This window comes from Pseudomonas sp. B21-053 (assembly GCF_026016365.1).
GTDB lineage: Bacteria > Pseudomonadota > Gammaproteobacteria > Pseudomonadales > Pseudomonadaceae > Aquipseudomonas > Aquipseudomonas nunensis.
In genome coordinates this window covers 2,275,719-2,298,527 of sequence record NZ_CP087205.1, presented here as the reverse complement: position 1 = coordinate 2,298,527, position 22,809 = coordinate 2,275,719, and the positions used below count along the sequence as shown (strand labels likewise).

Below are 22,809 nucleotides of genomic sequence, written 5' to 3'. Positions count from 1 at the left end.
GCCTTCATTTAGCGGGTTACAGCGAGATCACGCGAATCTATTTCTGCGCATGACACTCAGTGCTGAAGCGCCGGCTTCTGCGTCCCATTGATCGGGATGCGCTTGGCTTTCGCCTCTTCCGGAACAACCCGCAGCAGGTCGATGCTCAACAGGCCATTGCTCAAGTCGGCGGCCTTGATTTCGATATGGTCCGCGAGACGGAACGACAGTTTGAACGCACGCTGGGCGATGCCTTGATGCAGGTAGGTCACGCTGTCATTGGCGTCACGCTTGCCGCCGCTGATGGTCAGCACACCTTTCTCGACTTGCAGTTCCAGGTCTTCTTCCTGGAAACCGGCGGCCGCGACAACGATGCGGTATTGGTCATCACCGTGCTTTTCAACGTTGTACGGTGGGTAGGTGCTGCCAGGTTCGTTGCGCAGGGCGGTTTCGAAGAGGTCGTTGAAACGGTCGAAGCCTACCGAGGAACGGAACAGTGGCGCGAGGGAAAATGCAGTACTCATGGTTCAAATCTCCTGAAAACAATCAGCAAGGTTTTTTGTCTCCGCGACCCGAATTCGGCATCGCGTAACCCTTAGATAGGGACCGCTGATTGCATTTCAAGAGATTATTTACAGATTTTTTTTACGCTGCTTCGGCGACTTGCAGGCCGAGTAAACGCGAGACCTGATCGAGCTCGGTTTCACGCCGCAGGACGGTGAACAGCTCCACCGCCTCGGGATAATTACGGGTCAGCATCGCCAGCCACTGCTTCAAGCGGCCCGGCGATTGACGGGCCGTCATCTGCGCCTTGGCTTGCAGCCAGAAGTCCTGGATCAGCGGCAGCAACTCCGCCCAGGTCATCTCGACCACTTCTTCACCGGCGCGCGCGGCGGCGATTTGCCGGGCCAGGTCCGGACGCGACACCAGGCCGCGACCGAGCATGATGTCTTCCACGCCGCTGATTTCGCGGCAACGGCGCCAGTCTTCAACGCTCCAGATATCGCCGTTGGCGAACACCGGGACCTTGACCACGTCTTGCACGCGAGGAATCCATTCCCAGTGCGCCGGAGGTTTGTAGCCATCGGTCTTGGTCCGCGCGTGAACCACGATGTGCGCCGCGCCGCCTTCGGCCAGGGCCGTGGCGCAGACCAGCGCGCCGTCCGGGCTGTCGAAACCCAGGCGCATCTTGGCGGTGACCGGGATATGCGCCGGCACCGCACGACGCACGGTTTCGACGATTTGGTTGAGCAGTTCAGGTTCTTTGAGCAGGACCGCGCCGCCACGGGACTTGTTGACGGTCTTGGCCGGGCAGCCGAAGTTCAGGTCGATGACTTCGGAACCCAGTTCGCAGGCCAACGCGGCGTTTTCCGCCAGGCACACCGGGTCGGAACCGAGCAGTTGCACGCGCAACGGCACACCGGACACGGTACGGGCGCCAGTCAGCAGTTCCGGGCCGAACTTGTGGTAATAGGCAGGCGTGAGCAGTTGATCGTTGATCCGAATGAATTCGGTCACGCACCAATCGATACCGCCGACACGGGTCAGCACGTCCCGCAGGATGTTGTCGACCAACCCCTCCATGGGCGCCAAAGCAATTTGCATGGAAAACACACTCAACGAAAAACGTGCGGCAGTTTACAGGTTTCACCCCGTAGGAGCTGCCGAAGGCTGCGATCTTTTGATCTTGGCTTTGCCTTTCCAGATCAAGATCAAAAGATCGCAGCCTTCGGCAGCTCCTACAGGGATTGGGTCAGGTCAGAGCTTACAACGCCGGGCCATAGCCCTCGATAAACTCCGTCGGCATGCGCTTGGGCTTGCCGGTGGACAGTTCGATGCAGACGAAAGTGGTCTGGGCGCGCAGCAACGTGGTGTTGTCGCTGGGGCGCTTGAGCTGGAAGTGACGGGTCATTTTCAGGCGCTGGTCCCAATCGACGATCCAGGTCGCCAATTGCAACTCATCGCCTTCATAGGCGGCGGCGAGGTAATCGATCTCATGCCGAACCACGGCCATAGCCCGATCCAGCCGCCGGTACTCGACCAGATCCAGGCCAAGCCGTTGCGAGTGACGCCAGGCACAGCGCTCGAGCCAGGTCACGTACACCGCGTTATTCGCATGGCCCAGCCCGTCGATGTCTTCGGCGCCGACTTGCAGATCAATGATAAATGGCGTTGCCCGATCCCAGCCCATGCCCCACTCCCGGTCAGATAATTTCAACCGGGGCAGTGTAACGGATGCTCAGGCCGATTGCCGCGCCTGAAGGCTGCGGCCGGACAGCAGTGATAACACCCCATCAATCACCCGAGGGTCTGCCATCACTCGGTGGTGACCGCCCTCTTCCAGGCGCAGCAGGCGACTGTCGAACCAGGCTTCGTGAATCAGTTGGGATTCCTTGGCGCTGACATAGCGATCGTCTTCGGCGTGGACAATCAGCCCCGGCATATCGAGCTGGTAGTGCGCGACATCCAGGGTCGCAGCGCGCATCCCGACGTCTTTCTCGACCTGACGAATAAACGCTGAACGCGCCTTGGGCGGCAGCTTGACCATTCGGGCGAAACCACGCAGCACGCCAAGAATCCGCGCCGGAGCACCAATCGTGACCAGGGTTTCGGTGCGCAGACCCAACTGCACCGCGAGCATCGCACTGGCGCCGCCCATGGAATGGCCGATCACCGCTTGCAGGGGCGGCAACTCAGCGGCAGCTTCGAGCATGGCCCGGGCGAACAGCACCACATTCGCCTCGCGCCCCGGCGAACGACCGTGAGCCGGACCATCCAGGGCCACTACGGTGTAGCCGGCATCCACCAGCGCTGTAATCAGGTTGGCGAACTGGGTAGGCCGACCCTCCCAGCCGTGCATCAGCAAGACCGTCGGGCCCTGCCCCCAGCGCAACGCCGAGAGGCCGAAACGCAGGGTGATCCGCTCGGATTTCGCCAGCAGCGGTAATTCCCAGTCACTGGGGGCAAACGAGCGCGGTGTCATAAACGCCAGGCGCATTTTGCTCGCGACCAGCTGGGGTGCGAACCAGCCCAAGGTGCCATTAACGCCACGAACCCACTTTAACGTGCTCATCGCTCCACTCCTCAGGCCATTTCGCCTTCAGGTCATAGCACCGCTGATTTGGCGGCGCGCAGCAATCGATCGGATAATTCGCCTGGCCCCAGCGCCCGCGCCAGAGCCAAACCACCGACCATCAAGGCCATGTCGGCCAAGGCTTTGTCGGTGTCTTCCGGGCTGGCCGCCAACTGCGCGACCATCAGTTCTACGTGCTCATTCAATGCCACTCGAAATTCATCCGGCAGTCGCCCCAGTTCACCGACCGAAGCCGGAATCGGGCACGCCGAGCTGGAAGAATCACGGTGTTTGCGCGACAGGTAGAACGCAGCCACCAAGGCGCGGCGTTCTTCGCCGGTCAACTCGGCATCCATGTCGGCAATCAGCTCTCGGCGGTGGCCGAGCAACTGCTTGAACGCTTCCAGCATCATCGCGTCCTTGCTTTCAAAGTGCGCGTAGAAGCCGCCGACCGTCAGGCCAGCCGCGCCCATCACTTCGCCCACGCTTGGCTCGGCCGGGCCGCGCTGGATCAGCGCTGCGCTGGCGGCCTTGAGGATGCGTTCGCGGGTTTGAGCTTTTTTATCGTTCATCGTTGCCTCCGAATATTACGACTAGAATATTATTCGCATAATAAATTTGCGCAAGTCATGGGTGTGACCGCTGGTCTGAAGAACAGTTTTGAAGAAAAAGGAGAATTGGCCAAACGCCAGACAAACAAAAGGGCCATTCAATAATTGAATGACCCTTATAAATCCCGCAGAGCGGGTAATCGTGGCGTCCCCTAGGGGACTCGAACCCCTGTTACCGCCGTGAAAGGGCGGTGTCCTAGGCCACTAGACGAAGGGGACACAAACCCTTCTATACAGCTGATCAGTGCTAAGCGCTGATCGATTCAAGGCCGGTGTGGCCAGACCTTGAACTGTAAAATTGGTGGAGCTAAACGGGATCGAACCGTTGACCTCTTGCATGCCATGCAAGCGCTCTCCCAGCTGAGCTATAGCCCCGATTTATCGCCTGGCGGCGGAGCAGCATCTTGCGACACTACTTCTGTAAAACTGGCGTCCCCTAGGGGACTCGAACCCCTGTTACCGCCGTGAAAGGGCGGTGTCCTAGGCCACTAGACGAAGGGGACGCAAACCCTTCTATACAACTGATCAACGCTGAGTGTTGATCGCTTCAAGGCCGGTGTGGCCAGACCTTGAAGTGTAAATTGGTGGAGCTAGACGGGATCGAACCGTCGACCTCTTGCATGCCATGCAAGCGCTCTCCCAGCTGAGCTATAGCCCCTCATCGCTGAGGACGGGGCGAATCTTAATGGCGCATCGGAAGGCTGTCAAACTTATTTTTAAAATATTTCAAAGTTTTTTGCCGACATAACAATCACTTACCGCCCTCCCCCCGTAAATTCGGGGGTGCGCCGAAGAGCAGGATCAAAAGATCGCAGCCTTCGGCAGCTCCTACACAGAGTCAAACGCTGTTCAGGCGATATTGCCCAACAGTTTTTCCCACTCCTTGTTTTCCTTCTTCGACACGCCACCGAGCAAGTCGAGGGCCTGGCGCAGACGGAAACGCGTCAGGTCCGGGCCGAGGATTTCCATCGCGTCGAGCACCGACACCGAACTCGCCTGCCCGGTGATCGCAGCGAACATCAGCGGCATCGCATCACGCAGCTTCAGCTCCAGGGATTCAACCACGGCTTGAATGGTCGCGGTGATGCTGTCCTTCTCCCACTGACGCAGGCTTTCGAGCTTCCACAGGATCAACTGCATCAACTGACGAACCTGATCACCCGAGAGCTTCTTGGACTCGAACAGCTTGGCATCCGGATTCACGCCACCGGCGAAGAAGAACCCGGCCAGCGGTGCAACCTGGCTGAAGGTTTCAACCCGGCCCTGCACGTGCGGCGCGATCTTCATCATGTATTCAGGATTCAGCGCCCAAGTCTGCAAGCGGCTGGCGAACTCTTCCACCGGCAAGTCACGCAGCCATTGGCCGTTGAGCCAGGACAGTTTCTCGATATCGAAAATCGGCCCGCCGAGGGACACGCGGCTCAGGTCGAAATTGTCGACCATTTCCTGCAACGAGAACTTCTCGCGCTCGTCCGGCATCGACCAGCCCATGCGACCCAGATAGTTGAGCATCGCTTCCGGCATGAAGCCCATGCGCTCGTAGAACGTCACCGAGGTCGGATTCTTGCGCTTGGACAGCTTGCTCTTGTCCGGGTTACGCAGCAGCGGCATGTAGCACAGCTCCGGCTGTTCCCAGCCGAAGTACTCGTACAGCAGAATCAGTTTTGGCGCCGAAGGCAGCCATTCTTCACCGCGCAGCACGTGGGTGATGCCCATCAAATGGTCATCGACCACGTTGGCCAGGAAGTACGTCGGCAGGCCGTCGGTCTTCATCAACACTTGCATGTCCATGCGATCCCACGGGATCTCGACGTCGCCACGCAACATGTCCGGCACCACGCAAACACCTTCGCTCGGCACTTTCATGCGGATTACGTGGGGTTCGCCAGCGGCCAGACGACGGGCGACTTCTTCCGCAGACAGCAACAGCGCACGGCCGTCGTAACGCGGGGTTTCGCCGCGAGCCATTTGCTCGGCGCGCATCTGGTCCAGTTCTTCGGCGGTGCAGAAGCACGGGAAGGCGTGACCCATCTCAACCAGTTGCTGGCAGTACTTCTGATAGATATCGCCACGCTCGCTCTGACGGTAAGGACCGTGCGGGCCGCCGACGTCCGGGCCTTCGCTCCAGTCGATTCCCAACCAGCGCAGGGCGTCGAAAATCTGCTGTTCGGACTCGCGGGTCGAACGCAATTGATCGGTGTCTTCGATCCGCAGGATGAACTCACCGCCGTGCTGCTTGGCAAAGCAGTAGTTGAACAATGCGATGTAAGCGGTACCTACGTGGGGGTCCCCGGTAGGCGATGGCGCGATGCGCGTGCGGACGGTGGTCATGGCAAGTCTCGAAATAAAGGTCAAACAAAGGGCGAATGGTAACAGGCGATACCCGCCCGGCTCCAGTCAGCAGGGCATTTAAGCCAAGGTTGCGTCTACAACGCCCGTAAGCCGTGGTGAATGGCCGAATATCAGCCGATGGCATTTACCGTTTATCGGCTGTATGCCAGATTCGCCTGCTGATAACTTTCCTTACAATTTCTCGACTACAGTCTGCCCCATGCCTGCCCAACTCAAGCGTCGCCTGTTCTTCTTCCTGCTGATCGTCCTGTTGATCGCCGGGGGCTTCTTTGCCCATTGGTTTTTCAAGGGGCGCTTTTATGAAAGCACCGACAACGCGTATGTCCAGGGCGAGATCACCCGCATCTCCAGCCAGCTGGGCGCACGCATCGATGAAGTGCTGGTACAGGACAACCAGCACGTTGAGAAAGGCCAGTTGCTGATCAAGCTTGAAGGCGATGATTTCCACCTCGCCGTCGACCGCGCCAACGCCGCCCTGGCCATGCGCGAAGCCGAGCAAGTGCAGGCCCGAAGCAAGCTGACCCAACAATCCAGCCTGATCGCCGCCAGCGATGCGCAAGTCGCGTCCAGCCAGGCCAGCCTGGGTCGTTCGCAAATCGACCTGTCCCGCGCCCAGACCTTGCGCAAACCCGGCTATGTCTCGGAAGAGCGGGTGACCACCCTCTCCGCCGATAACCACATCGCCCGTTCGCAAGTGACCAAAGCCCAGGCCGACGCGCAAAGTCAGCGCCAGCAGGTCAACGCCCTGAGCGCCGAGATCAAGCGCCTCGACGCCATGATTTCCAACGCCAAGACCGAGCTGGCCCAAGCGCAACTGAACCTGACCCGCAGCGAAATCCATGCACCGATCAGCGGCCTGATCGGCCAACGCGCCGCGCGCAACGGCCAGTACGTGCAGGCTGGCGCTTATCTGCTGTCGATCGTGCCGGACCAGGACATCTGGATTCAGGCCAACTTCAAGGAAACCCAAATCGGCCACATGCAGCCCGGCCAGAAAGCCGAACTGACCTTCGATGCCTACGGCGACACGCCGATTGAAGCGCGGGTCAACAGTCTGTTCGCTGCTTCGGGGGCGCAATTCAGCTTGTTGCCGCCGGACAATGCCACGGGCAATTTCACCAAAGTCGTACAACGGATTCCGGTAAAACTGACGTTCGCCGCGGACAATCCGCTGCACGGCAAGATCCGCCCGGGCATGTCGGTCACCGTCAAAGTGAACATCAAAGACGCCCCTGACGATGGCCGGTGATCAACTGATCCGCCCGGCCGGGGAACCGACCCGGCGGGATTGGATCGCGGTGATGAGTGTGATGCTCGGCGCCTTCATGGCGGTGCTCGACATCCAGATCACCAACTCTTCGCTCAAGGACATTCAGGGCGCGTTGTCGGCGACCCTGGAAGAAGGCTCGTGGATTTCCACCTCGTACCTGGTGGCGGAAATCATCATGATCCCGCTGACGGCGTGGCTGGTGCAGCTGTTGTCGGCGCGGCGCCTGGCGGTGTGGGTGTCGCTCGGCTTCCTCGCCGCCTCGCTGCTGTGCTCGATGGCCTGGAGCCTCGAAAGCATGATTGTCTTCCGCGCCTTGCAGGGCTTCACCGGCGGTGCGCTGATCCCGCTGGCGTTCACTCTCACGCTGATCAAACTCCCGGAACATCATCGCGCCAAAGGCATGGCCATGTTCGCCATGACCGCGACCTTCGCCCCCTCCATCGGCCCGACCATTGGCGGCTGGCTCACGGAAAACTGGGGCTGGGAATACATTTTCTACATCAACATCCCGCCCGGCCTGCTGATGATCGCCGGTCTGATGTATGGCCTCGAGAAGAAAGAAGCCCACTGGGAACTGCTCAAAAGCACCGACTACATGGGCATTCTCACCCTCGGCGTTGGCCTCGGTTGCTTGCAGGTGTTTCTTGAGGAAGGCCATCGCAAGGACTGGCTGGAATCGACCCTGATCGTGAGCCTGGGCAGCATTGCGCTGTTCAGTTTGATCACCTTCGTGATCGTGCAATTCTCCAAACCGAATCCGCTGATCAACCTGCGCATCCTCGGTAATCGCAACTTTGGTTTATCGAGTATTTCCAGCCTGGGCATGGGTGTCGGGTTGTATGGCTCGATCTATCTGCTGCCGTTGTATCTGGCGCAGATCCAGAATTACAACGCGCTGCAGATCGGCGAAGTGATCATGTGGATGGGGGTTCCGCAGCTGTTTTTGATTCCGCTGGTGCCGAAGTTGATGAAGTTCATCCCGCCGAAATGGTTGTGCACGATTGGCTTCGGGCTGTTCGGTTTGGCGAGTTTTTCCTCGGGCGTGTTGAATCCGGACTTCGCCGGGCCGCAGTTCAATCAGATCCAGATCATCCGCGCGCTGGGCCAACCGCTGATCATGGTCACCATCTCGTTGATCGCCACGGCGTACATCCTGCCCCAAGACGCGGGGTCGGCGTCGAGTCTGTTCAACATCCTGCGAAACCTTGGCGGCGCGATCGGCATCGCCCTCCTCGCCACCCTGCTGGATGCGCGGACCAAGACGTACTTTGATTATTTGCGCGAGTCGATTGTGCCGAGCAATCCGCAGGTGGCAGAGCGCATGGCGTCGATGGCGGACCGGTTTGGCAGTGACACTGCGGCGTTGGGCAAGATGAGTGAAATCGTGCACCAGCAGGCGTCGATCATGGCCTACAACGATGCGTTTCACTTTGTCGGGATTGCGTTGGGGATCAGTATGCTGGCGGTGCTGTTGACCAAGGCGTTGCCGGCGGGGTTGAAGGCTGGCGAGGCGCATTAAGACCGAGTCGCGCCCTTCGCGAGCAGGCTCGCTCCCACAGGGATCACACTGAACCTTGTAGGAGCGAGGCTTGCCCGCGAAGAGGCCATAACAGCCTCTGCAAAACTCAGACTGAGATCAACCGCTCCCGCAACTTGCCAATCTCATCGCGCATCTGCGCCGCCGCTTCGAATTCCAGATCACGCGCCAACGCGTACATTTTTTCTTCCAGCGCCTTGATCCGCTTGGCGACTTCGCCCGGCGAACGCAATTCGGCTTCGTACTTGGCGCTCTCCTCCGCAGCCTTGGCCATGCCTTTGCGCTTCTTGCTGCGCGAGCCCGGCACGGTGGCGCCTTCCATGATGTCGGCGACGTCCTTGAACACACCTTTAGGCGTGATGCCATTGGCCAGGTTGAACGCAATCTGCTTGTCGCGACGGCGCTCGGTCTCGCCGATCGCCCGCTCCATGGAGCCGGTAATCCGGTCGGCATACAGAATCGCCCGACCGTTGAGGTTACGCGCCGCCCGGCCGATGGTCTGGATCAGCGAGCGCTCGGAACGCAGGAAGCCTTCCTTGTCCGCATCGAGAATCGCCACCAGCGACACTTCCGGCATGTCCAGGCCTTCACGCAGCAGGTTGATCCCCACCAGCACGTCGAAGGTGCCGAGGCGCAAGTCGCGGATGATTTCGACCCGCTCGACCGTGTCGATGTCCGAGTGCAAGTAACGCACCCGCACGCCGTGGTCAGCGAGGTAATCGGTCAAGTCTTCGGACATGCGCTTGGTCAGCGTGGTGACCAGCACCCGCTCTTCCAGCGCCACGCGCTTGCCGATTTCCGAGAGCAAATCGTCGACCTGAGTCAGCGCCGGACGGATTTCGATTTGCGGGTCCACCAGGCCGGTCGGACGCACCAGTTGCTCGACCACGCGACCGGCGTGTTCCGCTTCGTAGTTGCCTGGCGTGGCCGAGACAAAAATCGTCTGCGGGCTGATGTTTTCGAATTCGTCGAAACGCATCGGCCGGTTATCCAGTGCCGACGGCAGGCGGAAACCGTATTCCACCAACGTCTCTTTACGCGAGCGGTCGCCCTTATACATGGCGCCAACCTGCGGCACGCTGACGTGGGATTCGTCGATTACCAGCAAGGCGTCGGCCGGCAGGTAGTCGAACAAGGTTGGCGGTGCCTGACCAGATTCACGGCCCGACAGGTAGCGCGAGTAGTTTTCGATGCCGTTGCAGTAACCCAGCTCCAGGATCATTTCCAGGTCAAACCGGGTGCGCTGCTCCAGACGCTGGGCTTCCACCAGTTTGTTGTTGGTGCGCAGGTAATCCAGGCGCTCCTGAAGCTCGACCTTGATCCCTTCGATGGCGCCCAGCAGGGTTTCCCGTGGCGTCACGTAGTGGCTTTTCGGATAGAACGTGAAACGCGGCAACTGCCGGGTGACTTCGCCGGTCAGCGGATCGAACGCGGAAATTTTCTCCACTTCGTCATCGAAGAGCTCGATGCGGATCGCTTCAAAATCGGATTCCGCCGGGTGGATATCGATCACGTCGCCGCGCACACGGAAGGTCGCCCGGGCGAAATCCATGTCATTGCGGGTGTATTGCAGGTCGGCCAGACGTCGCAGCAAGGCGCGTTGATCGAGCTTGTCGCCGCGATCCACGTGCAAGACCATTTTCAGATAGGTTTCCGGGCTGCCCAGACCGTAGATGCACGACACCGTGGTGACGATGATCGCGTCTTTTCGCTCCAGCAACGCCTTGGTCGCGGACAGTCGCATCTGCTCGATGTGGTCGTTGATCGAGGCGTCCTTCTCAATGAAGGTGTCCGACGACGGCACATAGGCTTCGGGCTGGTAGTAGTCGTAATAGGAAACGAAGTATTCGACGGCGTTGTTCGGGAAGAATGCCTTGAACTCGCCGTACAACTGCGCGGCCAGGGTTTTGTTCGGCGCCAGCACCAGGGTCGGACGCTGCACCTGGGCGATTACGTTGGCGATGCTGAAGGTCTTGCCCGAACCGGTCACACCGAGCAACGTCTGGTGCGCCAGCCCGGCTTCGATGCCCTCGACCATCAGGCGGATGGCTTCCGGCTGATCGCCGGCGGGCTCGAAGCGGGTGACTAGCTGGAATTCAGACATGAAATACCTCTGGGTTCGCACCTTGCACGGTCAAACCGACAGGAGCGAGAAAGGCCGCAAACGACTGACGTCGCCCGAGGAAAAAAACTGGATTGTGCTCAATGTGGAGCCGATTGCCCGCGCTTTCAAGGCAAACGTCCTACATCCCTCGAAGTCTTTGACGATGCCAATCGACTAACGGTCGAAAAATAATCGAAAAAACTTGCTGTAAAAGCCGAATCGTCTGTCGCCATCAATCGCAGATGGCCTCTATACTAGCTCCCCGTTTGTGCACCGCTCTAGTGCATTCGGCTGGAGCGCGACACGTCCCTCCACACTCCATTCAGAGCCGCCGCAAAAATGAGCCTGTTCTCCGCTGTCGAAATGGCACCACGCGATCCAATCCTGGGCCTCAACGAAGCATTCAACGCCGATACCCGTACCAACAAGGTCAACCTGGGGGTCGGTGTTTATTGCAACGAGGAGGGGCGAATTCCACTCCTGCGCGCCGTTGTCGAAGCCGAGACGATTCGCGTCGCTCAACACGCTTCCCGTGGCTACTTGCCGATCGATGGCATCGCTGCCTACGACCAGGCCGTGCAAAAACTGCTGTTTGGCAATGACTCGCCGCTGATCGCCTCCGGTCGCGTCCTCACCACCCAAGCCGTAGGCGGTACGGGCGCACTGAAAATCGGTGCCGACTTCCTCAAGCAACTGCTGCCGAACGCTGTCGTGGCGATCAGCGACCCAAGCTGGGAAAACCACCGCGCGCTGTTCGAAACCGCCGGTTTCCCGGTGCAGAACTATCGCTACTACGACGCCGCGACCCACGACGTTAACCGTGCTGGCCTGCTCGAAGACCTGAACGCCCTGCCGAACGGCTCGATCGTTGTACTGCACGCTTGCTGCCACAACCCGACCGGCGTGGACCTGAGCCCGGCGGACTGGAACAACGTGCTGGACGTGGTGAAAGCCAAGGGTCACGTGCCGTTCCTCGACATGGCCTACCAGGGCTTTGGCGACGGCATCGACGAAGACGCCGCCGCTGTGCGTCTGTTCGCCGAATCGGGCCTGACCTTCTTCGTCTCCAGCTCGTTCTCCAAATCGTTCTCGTTGTACGGCGAGCGCGTTGGCGCCCTGTCGATCGTCAGCGAATCGAAAGAAGAAAGCGCGCGCGTGCTGTCGCAAGTCAAACGCGTGATCCGCACCAACTACTCCAACCCGCCGACCCACGGTGCAAGCATCGTCGCCGCCGTGCTGAACAGCCCGGTACTGCGCGCGCAGTGGGAAGAAGAACTGGCCGAAATGCGCCTGCGGATTCGCGGCATGCGCATCCAGATGGTTGAGGCGCTGGCGAAGCAAGCCCCACAACGGGATTTCAGCTTTGTCGGTCGTCAACGTGGCATGTTCTCGTACTCCGGCCTGACCGTTGAGCAAGTGACCCGCCTGCGCAGCGAGTTCGGTATCTACGCCCTAGACACCGGCCGCATCTGCGTGGCCGCGCTGAACCAGAGCAACATCGACGCCGTGACCAAGGCCATCGTTCAGGTGATCTGAGTCTCGCGCGGTACGAAAAACGGGAAGCCTTTGGGCTTCCCGTTTTTTATTTGTCGCAGATAAGTGTCAAAGCGATGTCTGCGCCCTCTAAACTGCACACAACGATGCACCCTGTAGGAGCGAGGCTTGCCCGCGAAGGCGTCATCACTGACGCTAGAAGCTTCGCGGGCAAGCCTCGCTCCTACAAGTTATGTGTACACCCGAGAATATCTACGAGAACCCACATGAAAAACGATGACCTACGCGCTGACCGGGACGAGCTGGACCATTTTGTGCCCCGCACCCCGGCCAAACGCGGCAACAACCTGGTGCTGCAAGTGGCTGTCGGCGTATTTCTTGGTGGCCTGGCCTTGTGGCTGGTGCAACTGGCCGCCACCTCGCTGTATGCCAAGCTGATGCTCGGCACCTTCACCTTCGGCGGTTAAGCCAGTTCGGTTGCGCGCTGGCTGGCGGCGTCGTCGTAAGCCACGTAAAGCGACTCGGCCACCTGGCTTTTGATCGCCTTGGCGCTTTCCAGGCCAAGGACGAAGCCTTCAGCCTTGCCACCGGCGCGGTTCAATTCGTCAGCGGTGCTGGCCTGAGTGATGGCGTCCAACAGTTTTTCGGCGTGAGGGCCGACACCCTTGGGCAGACTGATCTGGGCGATGCTCATGCGAACACCCCGTTTGTTTGCGATGCGAGTGCTGGATGATTCATGGCGCTTACCTTTTCGGCGAATGGCCGGTAGCGCGTGTCACCACTTCCGGGCAGCTATGGTAGACCTCTCCCACGATTCTGGTAACCGCCAATCAGCGCTAAAACACCACTCGTGCCATTGAATCGATGAAGTTAGCAATGGGTGCTTGACTTCTCTTTTTGAATCAGTAACATACACGCCATTCCGCGATAGCTCAGTTGGTAGAGCAAGTGACTGTTAATCACTGGGTCCCTGGTTCGAGTCCAGGTCGTGGAGCCAGACAGCAACATCGAAAAGCCCCTGAATCGAAAGGTTCAGGGGCTTTTTTGTGGACCTGTGAAAAGTCAAAAGATCGCAGCCTTCGGCGGCGCCCAAAGGCGCGTAGGAGCTGCCGAAGGCTGCGATCTTTTGATCTACAGCCCTTTTTATTTAGCAAATACAGCCGTCAGACATGCTCACCACTTTTCGAATGCGCCGACCGTGGTTCTGCATGCCCATGGTCGGCCTCGATGACCGGGATTTCCTTGCCGTCGCAGTCATGCAGTTTGCCTTCGCTGAAGTAGTCCCCTTCGCGCAACGCAGCCAGGTCCTGGTAGCGCAGGACGCGTTCGGTGCCGGCTGCAAACACTGACTGTTGGTCCGAGTTGCCGGTGGTGAAGTGGTTGAAGGTCAGGTTCAGCACGATGGCCATGATCGCCGACGAGCTGATGCCCGAATGGAAGATCGTCGCAAACCAGCTCGGGAAGTGGTCGTAGAAGTTCGGCGCGGCGATGGGGATCATGCCGAAGCCGATGGAGGTGGCGACGATGATCAGGTTGACGTTGTTGCGGTAGTCGACCTTGGACAGCGTACGAATGCCGCTGGCCGCCACGGTGCCGAACAGTACGATGCCGGCGCCACCGAGTACCGACGTCGGCACAGCGGCGATGACCCGGCCCATGAACGGTAACAGGCCGAGGATCACCAGGAAGATACCGCCAGTGGCGACCACGAAGCGGCTCTTGATGCCGGTTACCGCCACCAGCCCGACGTTCTGGGCGAAAGCACTTTGGGTGAAGGAGCCGAAGATCGGCGCGATCATGCTCGACAGCATGTCAGCGCGCAGACCATTGCCCAGGCGTTTGGAGTCGACCTTGGTGCCGATGATCTCGCCCACCGCCAGGATGTCAGCGGAGGTTTCCACCAGGGTCACCATGATCACGATGCACATCGACAGGATCGCGGCGAAGTGGAAGGTCGGCATGCCGAAGTGGAACGGTGTCGGGAAGCCGAACATCGGGCCTTGGGTGACGGACGAGAAGTCTGCCATGCCCAGGAACACCGCGATCACCGTGCCGATGACCATGGCCAGCAGGATCGATAGACGCGAGATGGTCGCACTGCCGACCTTGCTCAACAGCAGCACCAATACCAGGGTCACTGCCGCCAGACCGATGTTCGCCATGCTGCCGAAGTCCGGGGCGTGGCTGTTGCCGCCCATGGCCCAACGTGCGGCCACCGGCATCAGCGTCAGGCCGATGGTGGTGATCACAATGCCGGTGACCAGCGGCGGGAAGAACTTGGTAATTCGCGAGAACACCGGCGTGATCAGCAAACCGATCAGCGAGGCAGCTATCACCGCGCCGAGGATCGACTGGAAGCCGCCCTCCCCGCCGCTGCTGACAATCGCCACCATGGTCGCGACGCCAGAGAACGACACGCCCTGCACCAGCGGCAACTGACAACCGAAAAACGGTAACCCGAGGGTCTGCAGCAACGTCGCCAAGCCCCCCGCAAACAATGAAGCAGCAATCAACAAACCGATGTCCGCCGGTGAGAGCCCGGCCGCCTGGCCGATGATCAAGGGTACCGCGACGATGCCGCCGTACATGGTCAGAACGTGTTGCAGGCCGTAAGCCATATTCGCGCCGATCCCAAGGTTTTCATCCTCGGGCCGTTGGTGTGAAACATGGGGCGTTTTCATGGTTGGGGGGTTCCCTGGTTTTTGTTATGCGCACACTGTATGCAAGACTCAGGACAAATGTCTATAGAGTTGTATACAACCGACTAGTCAAATTATGGACATCTGTTCATCCTGCTCGTTGAACAGCGCACTTGAGCCAGCAAAAACCTTGCAATACATCCATCCCTGCACAACCCCCACCCCCCGCTAGTCTTTTGCCTTCATGGCGACCGCCGGCACGGATGCCCTCTTTTTTATACATATAAAGTATGCATAATGAAGCCATTCGAAATTCAGTACGACAAAGCAAAGAATGCGGCCAATAAACTCAAGCATAGGGGAGTCAGCCTGGCCGAGACCGAAACCGTATTCAATGACGAGCGAGCCCTGACCTTGCAAGACTGCGATCACGATGGACAACGCTGGATCATCCTGGGACAGGATGCCAAAGGACGTGTGCTGGTGGTTGCCTACACCTGGCGTGACCCGAATTTCGTTCGAATTATTTCCGCGCGCACCGCTACCAAAAACGAGCGCCACCAATACAGGGAGGCATGACCATGAAAGACGAGTACGACTTCAGTAACGCCAAGCGCGGGGCCATTGCTTCCAGCAAAGGCAAGACCCGCATCACCATCATGCTGGATGATGCCGTGATCGAGGCGGCGCGTACGCTCGCGGAGAACGAGGGCTTTGGGTATCAGACGGTGATCAACAATACGCTGCGTCAGGTATTGCTCAGCGATAAGGGACAAGCCGCGAAGGTCGCGCCACACAGCGGTGCCAGCGGCGGCCATCTCAAAAAAGGTGTAACGGCGACTGATCTGAAATGTCTGGAGAAAAAACTCGCTGACGCCCTCAGCGAAATCCATCGGGTGATGGAGCCGGATGTCCGGCCGTAGCTAACAACCTCACCGCCCGGCATCGGTGTCTGGGCGGTATCCAAAGGAAATGGTGTGGTGATTTACAGGCAGGGCAAGAATTGAAACGTCCATCACTGTTAAGGCTTTTAGCCGCCCTGTTAATGCTCTTCGCCAATGGTGCCAAGGCCGAGCTCCAGTGCGACGACTTCTTGGCAAAGCTCAGCGACAAGCCCGGGTTTATCGAGTTTCAGGGCTGTCAGCAGTCAGTCGATCGCCAGGGACAGCCGTTCTCGGCCAGCTACCGGGTGTCGGGGGAAAACGCCTCTAAAGCTGAAAAATACCTCAAGCAACAATTTGGCCAGCCCGCTCTCAAGCGAGTGTGTTGCATATGGGAATCGACAGCACATTTCTATCGAGACAAGCAGACCGACATTGGTTATTCCATCACGATGGGCTCAGGAGAGACGCTGATCCATGATCGGAAATCATGGCCAGCCATCGACTACTTTTACATCGGCGTCGATGCGTATGCAGAAGATCCCTGAAACGCTTGGCAATGACCGCCCGATGCACAGCAGACTCGATCAGGCTTGTTCTTTCGGCTCAATCAAACGCGCAAGCACCTGCCGCAACCGGTCATTGGCCGGCACCTGAATCCCGAACTCGCTTTGCAGCAGCCCGGTCAATTCATCCACATCTGTCACTTGGCGCCGCTCGCTCTCGCTGCCAATCCGGTGGAGCGCAAAGCTGCCGTTGTTCAGCGTCTTGCGCCACCCTTCCCCTGTACGCGCCACCATCAACTGTTTGACGAAAGACGATTCAGGATGCGTCGAGACATACCAGTTGCCGACGGTGTAATCGATGTCTTCCTGGCGTTGCAAATCGAAGATATACATCGCCCGCCATTCATCACCGACCTTGGCGCGAAGGGTGTAGCCGTCGACATGTTGTTCGATGCGATAGGGTTCGTGAGGGGTGAGCTGTTCGTCGGTGCTATCGAGCTTCAGCGGTGCGGTGGGCACCATGCCGCCGAAGCCAACATCGGTGATGTAGCGCAAGCCGTCCAGAATCACCAGGCTTAAGCGGTGGGTACGCGCCGTCCATGCACCTTCGGGCTGGCCCATCACCACACGACCGCTGATGCCGCGAGCGTCGAAGCCCAGTTCCTGCAGCAGAGCGAGGAACAGGTTGTTCAGTTCATAGCAGTAGCCACCACGGCCCTGATGCAGGACTTTCTGCTCAATCGAAGGCAAGTCGATGAGTACCGGTTCGCCGGATAACGTCGTGAGATTCTCAAACGGGAAGGCGCCAGTGTGGCGCAGCTGAAGTTGACGCAAGGTTTCCAGAGTGGGCGCGGGGGGCGCGTTGAAACCCAGGCGTTGTAAATACAGGTTCAGATTCTTCAGGCGTGACTCGCTCATTGCTCAGTCCTTATGTGCGGGGCCGCGGATCACTCCGCCGATGGGCGCCATATATAAGGGAAAAAACCCTGTGACCGACAATTGATTTCGCCAATCGCCACCGGCGGAAATATCAACGCCGCTTGCGCGTGCCCAGCCGGATCCAGGTCGGCGCATGGTCGCTGGCATGGGGCTCGTTACGCACCCAGGCATCGACACCGGCTTCTTGCAGATACGGACTCAGCGCCGGGTTCAACAGTAGATGATCGATGCGCAACCCGGAGTTTTTCTGCCAGTGCTGTCGGAAATAATCCCAGAACGTGTAAAGACGATCCTCGGGATAGAGATGACGCAGGGAATCGGTCCAGCCCTGGTCCAGCAATCGTTGATAACACTCACGGCTCTCGGGTTGCAGCAACGCGTCCTTGAGCCAGGAGCGCGTGTTGTAGATGTCGAGGTCGGTGGGCACCACGTTGTAGTCGCCGGCCAGGACCACCGGATGCTCGCTGACTTGAAGGGCCTGTGCATAACTGATCAACCGTTCGAACCAGGCCAGTTTGTAATCGAACTTCGGCCCCGGTTGCGGGTTACCGTTGGGCAAGTACAGACACCCCACCAAAACCCCGTGCACCGCAGCTTCGAGGTAGCGGCTTTGGGTGTCGCTGTCGTCGCCGGGCAAGCCGCGACGACTCTCGAGCGGCTGCGCGTCCCGGGCCAGAATCGCAACACCGTTCCAGGAGGACTGACCCTGCCAGATCGCGCCGTAACCGGCCGCTTCCAGCTCGGCGGCGGGGAACGCACTGTCGACGGACTTGAGTTCTTGCAGGCAGACAATGTCCGGTTGTTCTCGCGCCAGCCAGGCCAGCAAGTTAGGCAGCCGGGCCCGCAGGCCGTTGACGTTGAACGTCGCGATTCGCAAATTCTTCATCGAACGAGGCTCCTGGCAGCGAGGTGTCCAGGTTGTGACAGCAGCCCGTTCTGGTGGTTGCGCCCGGGAAGTAATCTGCGGCGTAATAAGCGTCCAACGCCCTAGCCGATTTGCCGAGAATAGCGACTCATGGAAACCCGCCTCGAAGGCCACAGAATCCTCCTGCGCCCCTTGCAATACACCGATGCCGACGCTCTGGTCGAGGCGGCCGGGGACGGTGAACTGTGGAACCTGACAGTCACCGTCGTGCCCTCCCCGACCACCGTCGACAGCTACCTGAAAAGAGCTCTTGATGGGCGCGACACTGGCACTGTCCTGCCATTCGTCATCGTGCTCAAGGACACCGGCAAGGTCATCGGCTCGACACGCTTCTGGAAAGTCGACCGACTCAATCGCAAGCTCGAAATCGGCAGCAGCTGGATCGGCGCCAGTTGGCAGAAAACCTTCGTCAACACCGAAGCCAAATACCTGATGTTGCGCCACGCCTTTGAAGTGCTCGATTGCGTGCGCGTGCAATTCACCACCGACGAAAATAACCAGAAGTCACGCAACGCGATCCTCAGGCTCGGCGCGCAGCAGGAAGGCATCGTGCGCCACGAGCGGATCATGCCGGACGGACGCAAGCGCAACTCGGTGCGGTTCAGCATCATCGATGATGAGTGGCCACAGGTTCGGCAGCATCTGGAAAAGAAACTCGCCGAATACAACCCTCACTGACACCACGACTTAATGTGGGAGCGGGCTTGCTCGCGAAAGCGGTATGCCAGTCGCCATCAATGTTGGATGTGCCGACGCTTTCGCGAGCAAGCCCGCTCCCACAGTGGAAGGTCGCCATTCGTCATCTTGTCGGCACCAACCGCGCCTACCCAAACACCAATATCAGGTAACGACTCAACTCTGGAGACGTACCATGATCACGACAAAAATCACCTCATTGCTGCTGGCAGGTTTGCTGTGCGCCGCGCCGCTGGCCAGTTATGCCGCCAACGATGCCCCTGACGCCACCGGCACCAAATCCGGCGGGGTCAGCGGCTCGACACTGCCACCCAACAGCACCCCCGGCGCGCCGTCCGGTGGTAAAGAAACCAATAACGGCACCAACTCATCGAGCACAGGCTCGGGCGTCAATGGCAGCAACGGCGGGACCAGCGGTTCTGGCGCGGGCGGTGGCACCGGGGCGCCCGGTGGCGGGACGGGCGGAGCTGGCGGTGGCACGGGCAGCTGAACGCGAAAAGGCAGCTTCTAGTCTTGAAGGTCGGGAACAGGACCTGTCTTTTTACCTATTCAGCGATCCGAACGCATCAACGCCTCGACGCCACCCTCCAGCGACAGCACCGCCGAACGATTTCGTCCGGAGTGCTTGGCCTGATACAGCGCGGCGTCTGCGCGCTGGATGAAGACTTCGATGCTGTCGCGCCCGGTCGGCACAAATGCATAGCACCCCAGGCTGACGGTTACGTACCCGGTGGGCGAGCCGCTGTGGGTGATGTTCTTGTCCATGACACTGCGGCGAATCTGCTCGGCAATCACCAGTGCACCGTGAATGTCGGTGTCCGGCAGCAGCACTGCAAACTCTTCACCGCCATAGCGCACCGCGAGATCGGCCTTGCGATGACAGCAACTCTTCAGCGCGCGCGCCACTTCGGCCAGGCAATGGTCCCCCGCCACATGACCGTAAGTGTCGTTGTAGCGCTTGAAGAAATCGATATCGAGCATCACCAGGCTCAGCGGGCTCGCCTGTCGGGAACCGCGACCGAACTCGATGTCCAGCGCCCGTTCGAACAGGCGTCGGTTGGCCAAACCGGTCAGGCTGTCATGGGTGGCGATCAGCTCCAGCGCTTCCTGGGCCTGACGCAGATCGGCTTCGATCCGCCCACCGTCGCGCACCTGATGAATGAACACCCAGCCGAACAGCCCCACACCCAATATCACCAGGGCGACGATGACACTCGATTGAAACGCCGTGGCGTACCAGTCCTGGAGAATCGCGTCTTTTGACGAGGCCGCCGACACCACCAACGGATACGCTTCCAGCTGACGGTAGCCATACAACCGTACCGTGCCATCGACCACCGAATTGATCATCGCATTGCCGGAATTTGCACTCGGCAAGTGCCTTTGAAAAATAGCACCTTGGGCCAACGACGTGCCGATCTGCGACTCCACGAACGGTCGCCGCGCCAGCAACGTGCCGTCCGTGAGCGCCAAAAACATCGTGCCCTGCTCATCGATGCTGAAGCTTTTGAAGAACTGATCGAAGTAAGCCATCTTGATCCCGGCCAGCAACACGCCCTGGAAGTTGCCATCCTTGTCGTTGACGCGCTTGGTCACTGGAATGACCCACTCACCGTTCTCGCGACTGCGGATAGCCGGGCCGATGTGCGCCAGGGACGAAACGTTTTGCTGGTGGAACTTGAAGTACTCGCGATCCGATACACCCGAGCCACGAGGCAAGTCCTGGAACGAGGTCACGATCCATTGTCCCTGTTTGTCGAACAGGAAAATCCCGTGCAATTGATGCAAGGCTTGCACTCGCTGCACAAAGGTTTTGTGCAGGCGCGGCAATTGGGTCGCGTCGTAACCGTCGGCCTGAATCCAGTCGGCCAGGCTGGTCAGCACCAGATCGGCCTTCATGAACGTGTCTTCGGCCTGCTGCGCCATGGCCCGGGTCAGGTTCGACGACGCGACTTCTGCCAGCGCCAGGTCATGGCGCCGCGATTGCTCCAGTTGCAGGTACAGCAAACCACACAGGCACAAGCACACCGCCGCGATAAAAAACGCTGCAGCCTTGAGCAAAGGCAAGCGTTTCAGGGCGCCGGGGGCGTGATGCGAGTCGTGAATGGGGATAGGCAAAGGTGTTTCCTGGAGGGCACGGCACGGGCGAAGGCCCAAAGCCCTTATTTTTTGTGAGCTTAGTCTACGGGGTTGTCGGGAGCCAATGGGAAACCCGCTCTGCTAGGATCAAAGGCCTCAGGACCTGTCCCGCAGGTTTACCCATGGAGGAAAACATGAGTGCTCAGTCTCACCCGGTCGCCATCAATACCGCCGTTTTCGATCTCGGCAATGTACTTATCCGCTGGAACCCCAGAAACCTTTACAAAAAATTGTTCGGTGACGACGTAGAGGCGATGGAAACCTTCCTCTCGGAGGTTTGCAACACGGCCTGGAACGAACAACAGGACAAGGGCCGGACCTGGCAGGAAGCTATCGAGGAAGCCATCGCCCGGCATCCTGGCCAGGAAGCGCTGATCCGCGCCTACCGCGAACGCTGGGAAGAAACCCTCGACGGTGCCATCGAAGACACCGTGTCCATTCTTGATGAACTGCATGCCAACGGGATCCGGCTGCTGGCGCTGACCAACTGGTCCGCCGAAACCTTTCCGATTGCCCTTGAGCGTTTTGAGTTCTTGCAGCGTTTCGAAGGGATTCTGGTGTCGGGCGCCGAGGGCGTGATCAAGCCTTCGCCGGAGATTTTCCAGTTGTTGGCGTCACGTTATGACGTTGATTGCAGCCGTGCGGTGTTTATTGATGATCACCGGCCGAACATTGAAGGGGCGCAGCGTGAAGGGTTTCATGCGATCCAGTTCTTCGACGCGGCGCAACTGCGCAAGGATTTGGTGGCGTTGGGGTTGCCGGTTCAAGTTGGCTGAAATTGGGGATACCTCATTCGCGAGCAGGCTCGCTCCCACATTGGATCGGTGTCGTCCACAAATCTCCCTGTGGGAGCGAGCCTGCTCGCGAAAAGGCCCGCCCAGTCACCGCAAAACCTACCGAGCCAACCGCCGCATCGCACTCTGCAAATGCGCCCGCGCACTCTCGGCATCCCCCAATCGCATCTGCTCATACGCCCGCTGGGCAATTTCGTGCGGCACCGGTTTGAGCTCACGCCCGCTCGCCATCGCCAGCAACTGCACCTGAGCAGCACGCTCCAGGTAATACAAATCGTCCCAAGCCTCAGCGATAGTTGGCCCGGCAACGATCACTCCGTGATTTTTCAGGAACAGGATATCGGCATCGCCCATCACGCTGGCAATCCGGTCACCTTCGGACTCATCGAGGGCCAAACCGTTGTAATCCTCGTCCACTGCCGTGCGCCCATAAAACTTCAACGCAGTCTGCCCCAGCCACAGCAGCGGTGGACCTTGCAGCAAACACAGCGCCGTGGCATTCGGCATGTGGGTGTGAAACGCCACTCTCACCCTCGGCAGTTGTTTATGCAGCCGCGCATGGATGTAGAACGCGGTCGCCTCGGGCTGCCCGTCACCCGCCACAACATTGCCATGAAAGTCGCAGACCAGCAGGTTCTCGGCACTGACCTCGGCAAACGCATAGCCGTAAGGGTTCACAAAAAACAGGTCATCGCGCCCCGGCACCATCGCCGAAAAATGGTTGCAGATGCCCTCCTCCAAACCGTGCAGCGCCGCCAGTTGGAAGCACGCCGCCAATTCCGTGCGAGCAATGAGCGCGGCCTCCGAATCCAGATCCAGATTGGCGTAGCGCGCCGGACGGGAACTGCCTGCAAGGGTGTGTGCCATAGC

Annotated in this window: 24 protein-coding genes and 5 tRNA genes; 12 read left to right on the top strand and 17 right to left on the bottom strand. The window is 59.3% G+C overall.

The genetic code is table 11. The features are described 5' to 3' along the window. Positions 1-56 precede the first annotated feature (56 nt). The 10 genes from LOY68_RS10570 to gltX form a co-directional block, all read right to left on the bottom strand. Complete coding sequence (locus tag LOY68_RS10570) at positions 57-503, bottom strand: Hsp20 family protein (protein WP_054054113.1); 447 nt, start codon at positions 501-503, stop codon at positions 57-59. A gap of 121 nt (positions 504-624) precedes the next feature. Continuing rightward, positions 625-1,584 carry a tRNA dihydrouridine synthase gene (locus tag LOY68_RS10565; protein ID WP_265044437.1) on the bottom strand — a complete coding sequence of 320 codons (960 nt, stop codon included), beginning with the start codon at positions 1,582-1,584 and terminating at the stop codon, positions 625-627. A 160-nt stretch (positions 1,585-1,744) separates the two neighbouring features. Beyond that, complete coding sequence (locus LOY68_RS10560; RefSeq protein ID WP_265044435.1) at positions 1,745-2,170, bottom strand: acyl-CoA thioesterase; 426 nt, start codon at positions 2,168-2,170, stop codon at positions 1,745-1,747. A gap of 48 nt (positions 2,171-2,218) precedes the next feature. Beyond that, entirely contained in the window at positions 2,219-3,052 is an 834-nt protein-coding gene (locus tag LOY68_RS10555) for an alpha/beta fold hydrolase (RefSeq protein WP_054615521.1), read from the bottom strand. 32 nt (positions 3,053-3,084) lie between these two features. Beyond that, on the bottom strand, positions 3,085-3,624 hold the full coding sequence (locus tag LOY68_RS10550; protein ID WP_054054121.1) for a TetR/AcrR family transcriptional regulator: 540 nt from the start codon (positions 3,622-3,624) through the stop codon (positions 3,085-3,087). 182 nt (positions 3,625-3,806) lie between these two features. Next, positions 3,807-3,882 (bottom strand) — tRNA-Glu (locus LOY68_RS10545). 80 nt (positions 3,883-3,962) lie between these two features. Further along, a tRNA-Ala gene (locus tag LOY68_RS10540) sits at positions 3,963-4,038 on the bottom strand. A 52-nt stretch (positions 4,039-4,090) separates the two neighbouring features. Beyond that, a tRNA-Glu gene (locus LOY68_RS10535) sits at positions 4,091-4,166 on the bottom strand. Between the two features lie 79 nt (positions 4,167-4,245). Beyond that, positions 4,246-4,321, bottom strand: a tRNA-Ala gene (locus LOY68_RS10530). 191 nt (positions 4,322-4,512) lie between these two features. Further along, on the bottom strand, positions 4,513-5,994 hold the full coding sequence (gene gltX / locus LOY68_RS10525) for a glutamate--tRNA ligase (RefSeq protein WP_054054123.1): 1,482 nt from the start codon (positions 5,992-5,994) through the stop codon (positions 4,513-4,515). 220 nt (positions 5,995-6,214) lie between these two features. Between gltX and LOY68_RS10520 the strand changes: the two genes are divergently transcribed. Continuing rightward, positions 6,215-7,264 (top strand): HlyD family secretion protein, encoded by a 1,050-nt coding sequence (locus LOY68_RS10520; RefSeq protein WP_265044431.1) that lies wholly within the window; start codon positions 6,215-6,217, stop codon positions 7,262-7,264. Positions 7,265-7,313: 49 nt separating this feature from the next. Further along, complete coding sequence (locus LOY68_RS10515; RefSeq protein WP_265045760.1) at positions 7,314-8,804, top strand: MDR family MFS transporter; 1,491 nt, start codon at positions 7,314-7,316, stop codon at positions 8,802-8,804. 106 nt (positions 8,805-8,910) lie between these two features. Here the strand turns inward: LOY68_RS10515 and uvrB are convergent, their stop codons facing one another. Next, positions 8,911-10,926, bottom strand: a complete 2,016-nt coding sequence (gene uvrB, locus LOY68_RS10510; protein ID WP_054054130.1) for an excinuclease ABC subunit UvrB — start codon at positions 10,924-10,926, stop codon at positions 8,911-8,913. Between uvrB and LOY68_RS10505 the strand changes: the two genes are divergently transcribed. The 3 genes from LOY68_RS10505 (at position 10,925) to LOY68_RS10495 (ending at position 12,887) form a co-directional block, all read left to right on the top strand. After that, entirely contained in the window at positions 10,925-11,104 is a 180-nt protein-coding gene (locus LOY68_RS10505; RefSeq protein ID WP_163909305.1) for a hypothetical protein, read from the top strand. The two genes, uvrB and LOY68_RS10505, sit on opposite strands and share 2 nt — an antisense overlap. 161 nt (positions 11,105-11,265) lie before the next feature. Continuing rightward, the gene (locus LOY68_RS10500) at positions 11,266-12,462 is read left to right on the top strand and encodes an amino acid aminotransferase (RefSeq protein ID WP_265044429.1); all 1,197 of its coding nucleotides are present in this window, start codon (positions 11,266-11,268) and stop codon (positions 12,460-12,462) included. 224 nt (positions 12,463-12,686) lie between these two features. Continuing rightward, positions 12,687-12,887 (top strand): hypothetical protein, encoded by a 201-nt coding sequence (locus LOY68_RS10495; RefSeq protein WP_265044427.1) that lies wholly within the window; start codon positions 12,687-12,689, stop codon positions 12,885-12,887. On the opposite strand, the gene LOY68_RS10490 is transcribed toward LOY68_RS10495, so the two are convergent. Beyond that, positions 12,884-13,114, bottom strand: a complete 231-nt coding sequence (locus LOY68_RS10490) for a hypothetical protein (RefSeq protein ID WP_054054139.1) — start codon at positions 13,112-13,114, stop codon at positions 12,884-12,886. The genes LOY68_RS10495 and LOY68_RS10490 overlap by 4 nt on opposite strands. A 227-nt stretch (positions 13,115-13,341) precedes the next feature. Between LOY68_RS10490 and LOY68_RS10485 the strand changes: the two genes are divergently transcribed. Continuing rightward, positions 13,342-13,417, top strand: a tRNA-Asn gene (locus LOY68_RS10485). 166 nt (positions 13,418-13,583) lie between these two features. Here LOY68_RS10485 and LOY68_RS10480 read toward each other — a convergent pair. Then, complete coding sequence (locus LOY68_RS10480) at positions 13,584-15,101, bottom strand: nucleobase:cation symporter-2 family protein (RefSeq protein WP_054054140.1); 1,518 nt, start codon at positions 15,099-15,101, stop codon at positions 13,584-13,586. Between the two features lie 255 nt (positions 15,102-15,356). Here LOY68_RS10480 and LOY68_RS10475 point away from each other — a divergent pair, with 255 nt between their 5' ends. From LOY68_RS10475 to LOY68_RS10465, 3 genes are all read left to right on the top strand, one after another. Further along, positions 15,357-15,638 carry a BrnT family toxin gene (locus tag LOY68_RS10475; RefSeq protein WP_265044425.1) on the top strand — a complete coding sequence of 94 codons (282 nt, stop codon included), beginning with the start codon at positions 15,357-15,359 and terminating at the stop codon, positions 15,636-15,638. Positions 15,639-15,640: 2 nt separating this feature from the next. Continuing rightward, on the top strand, positions 15,641-15,982 hold the full coding sequence (locus tag LOY68_RS10470) for a BrnA antitoxin family protein (RefSeq protein WP_265044424.1): 342 nt from the start codon (positions 15,641-15,643) through the stop codon (positions 15,980-15,982). Between the two features lie 80 nt (positions 15,983-16,062). Continuing rightward, on the top strand, positions 16,063-16,488 hold the full coding sequence (locus LOY68_RS10465; protein WP_265044422.1) for a DUF4952 domain-containing protein: 426 nt from the start codon (positions 16,063-16,065) through the stop codon (positions 16,486-16,488). A gap of 39 nt (positions 16,489-16,527) precedes the next feature. Here the strand turns inward: LOY68_RS10465 and LOY68_RS10460 are convergent, their stop codons facing one another. Then, positions 16,528-17,364, bottom strand: coding sequence for an arylamine N-acetyltransferase family protein (locus LOY68_RS10460; RefSeq protein WP_265044420.1), 837 nt, complete (start codon positions 17,362-17,364; stop codon positions 16,528-16,530). 112 nt (positions 17,365-17,476) lie between these two features. Beyond that, the gene (locus LOY68_RS10455) at positions 17,477-18,271 is read right to left on the bottom strand and encodes an exodeoxyribonuclease III (protein ID WP_163909299.1); all 795 of its coding nucleotides are present in this window, start codon (positions 18,269-18,271) and stop codon (positions 17,477-17,479) included. 129 nt (positions 18,272-18,400) lie between these two features. On the opposite strand from LOY68_RS10455, the gene LOY68_RS10450 reads away from it, so the two are divergent. Then, a complete protein-coding gene (locus LOY68_RS10450; protein ID WP_265044418.1) occupies positions 18,401-18,988 on the top strand; it encodes a GNAT family N-acetyltransferase in 588 nt (195 codons plus the stop codon). Positions 18,989-19,181: 193 nt separating this feature from the next. Then, positions 19,182-19,496, top strand: coding sequence for a hypothetical protein (locus LOY68_RS10445; protein ID WP_054615529.1), 315 nt, complete (start codon positions 19,182-19,184; stop codon positions 19,494-19,496). A 59-nt stretch (positions 19,497-19,555) separates the two neighbouring features. Here LOY68_RS10445 and LOY68_RS10440 read toward each other — a convergent pair whose 3' ends face one another. Continuing rightward, positions 19,556-21,124, bottom strand: coding sequence for a GGDEF domain-containing protein (locus LOY68_RS10440; protein WP_163909296.1), 1,569 nt, complete (start codon positions 21,122-21,124; stop codon positions 19,556-19,558). 155 nt (positions 21,125-21,279) lie between these two features. On the opposite strand from LOY68_RS10440, the gene LOY68_RS10435 reads away from it, so the two are divergent. Then, positions 21,280-21,921, top strand: coding sequence for an HAD family hydrolase (locus LOY68_RS10435; protein WP_265044415.1), 642 nt, complete (start codon positions 21,280-21,282; stop codon positions 21,919-21,921). A 117-nt stretch (positions 21,922-22,038) separates the two neighbouring features. On the opposite strand, the gene LOY68_RS10430 is transcribed toward LOY68_RS10435, so the two are convergent. After that, positions 22,039-22,806 (bottom strand): aldolase, encoded by a 768-nt coding sequence (locus tag LOY68_RS10430; RefSeq protein WP_265044413.1) that lies wholly within the window; start codon positions 22,804-22,806, stop codon positions 22,039-22,041. Positions 22,807-22,809 lie beyond the last annotated feature (3 nt).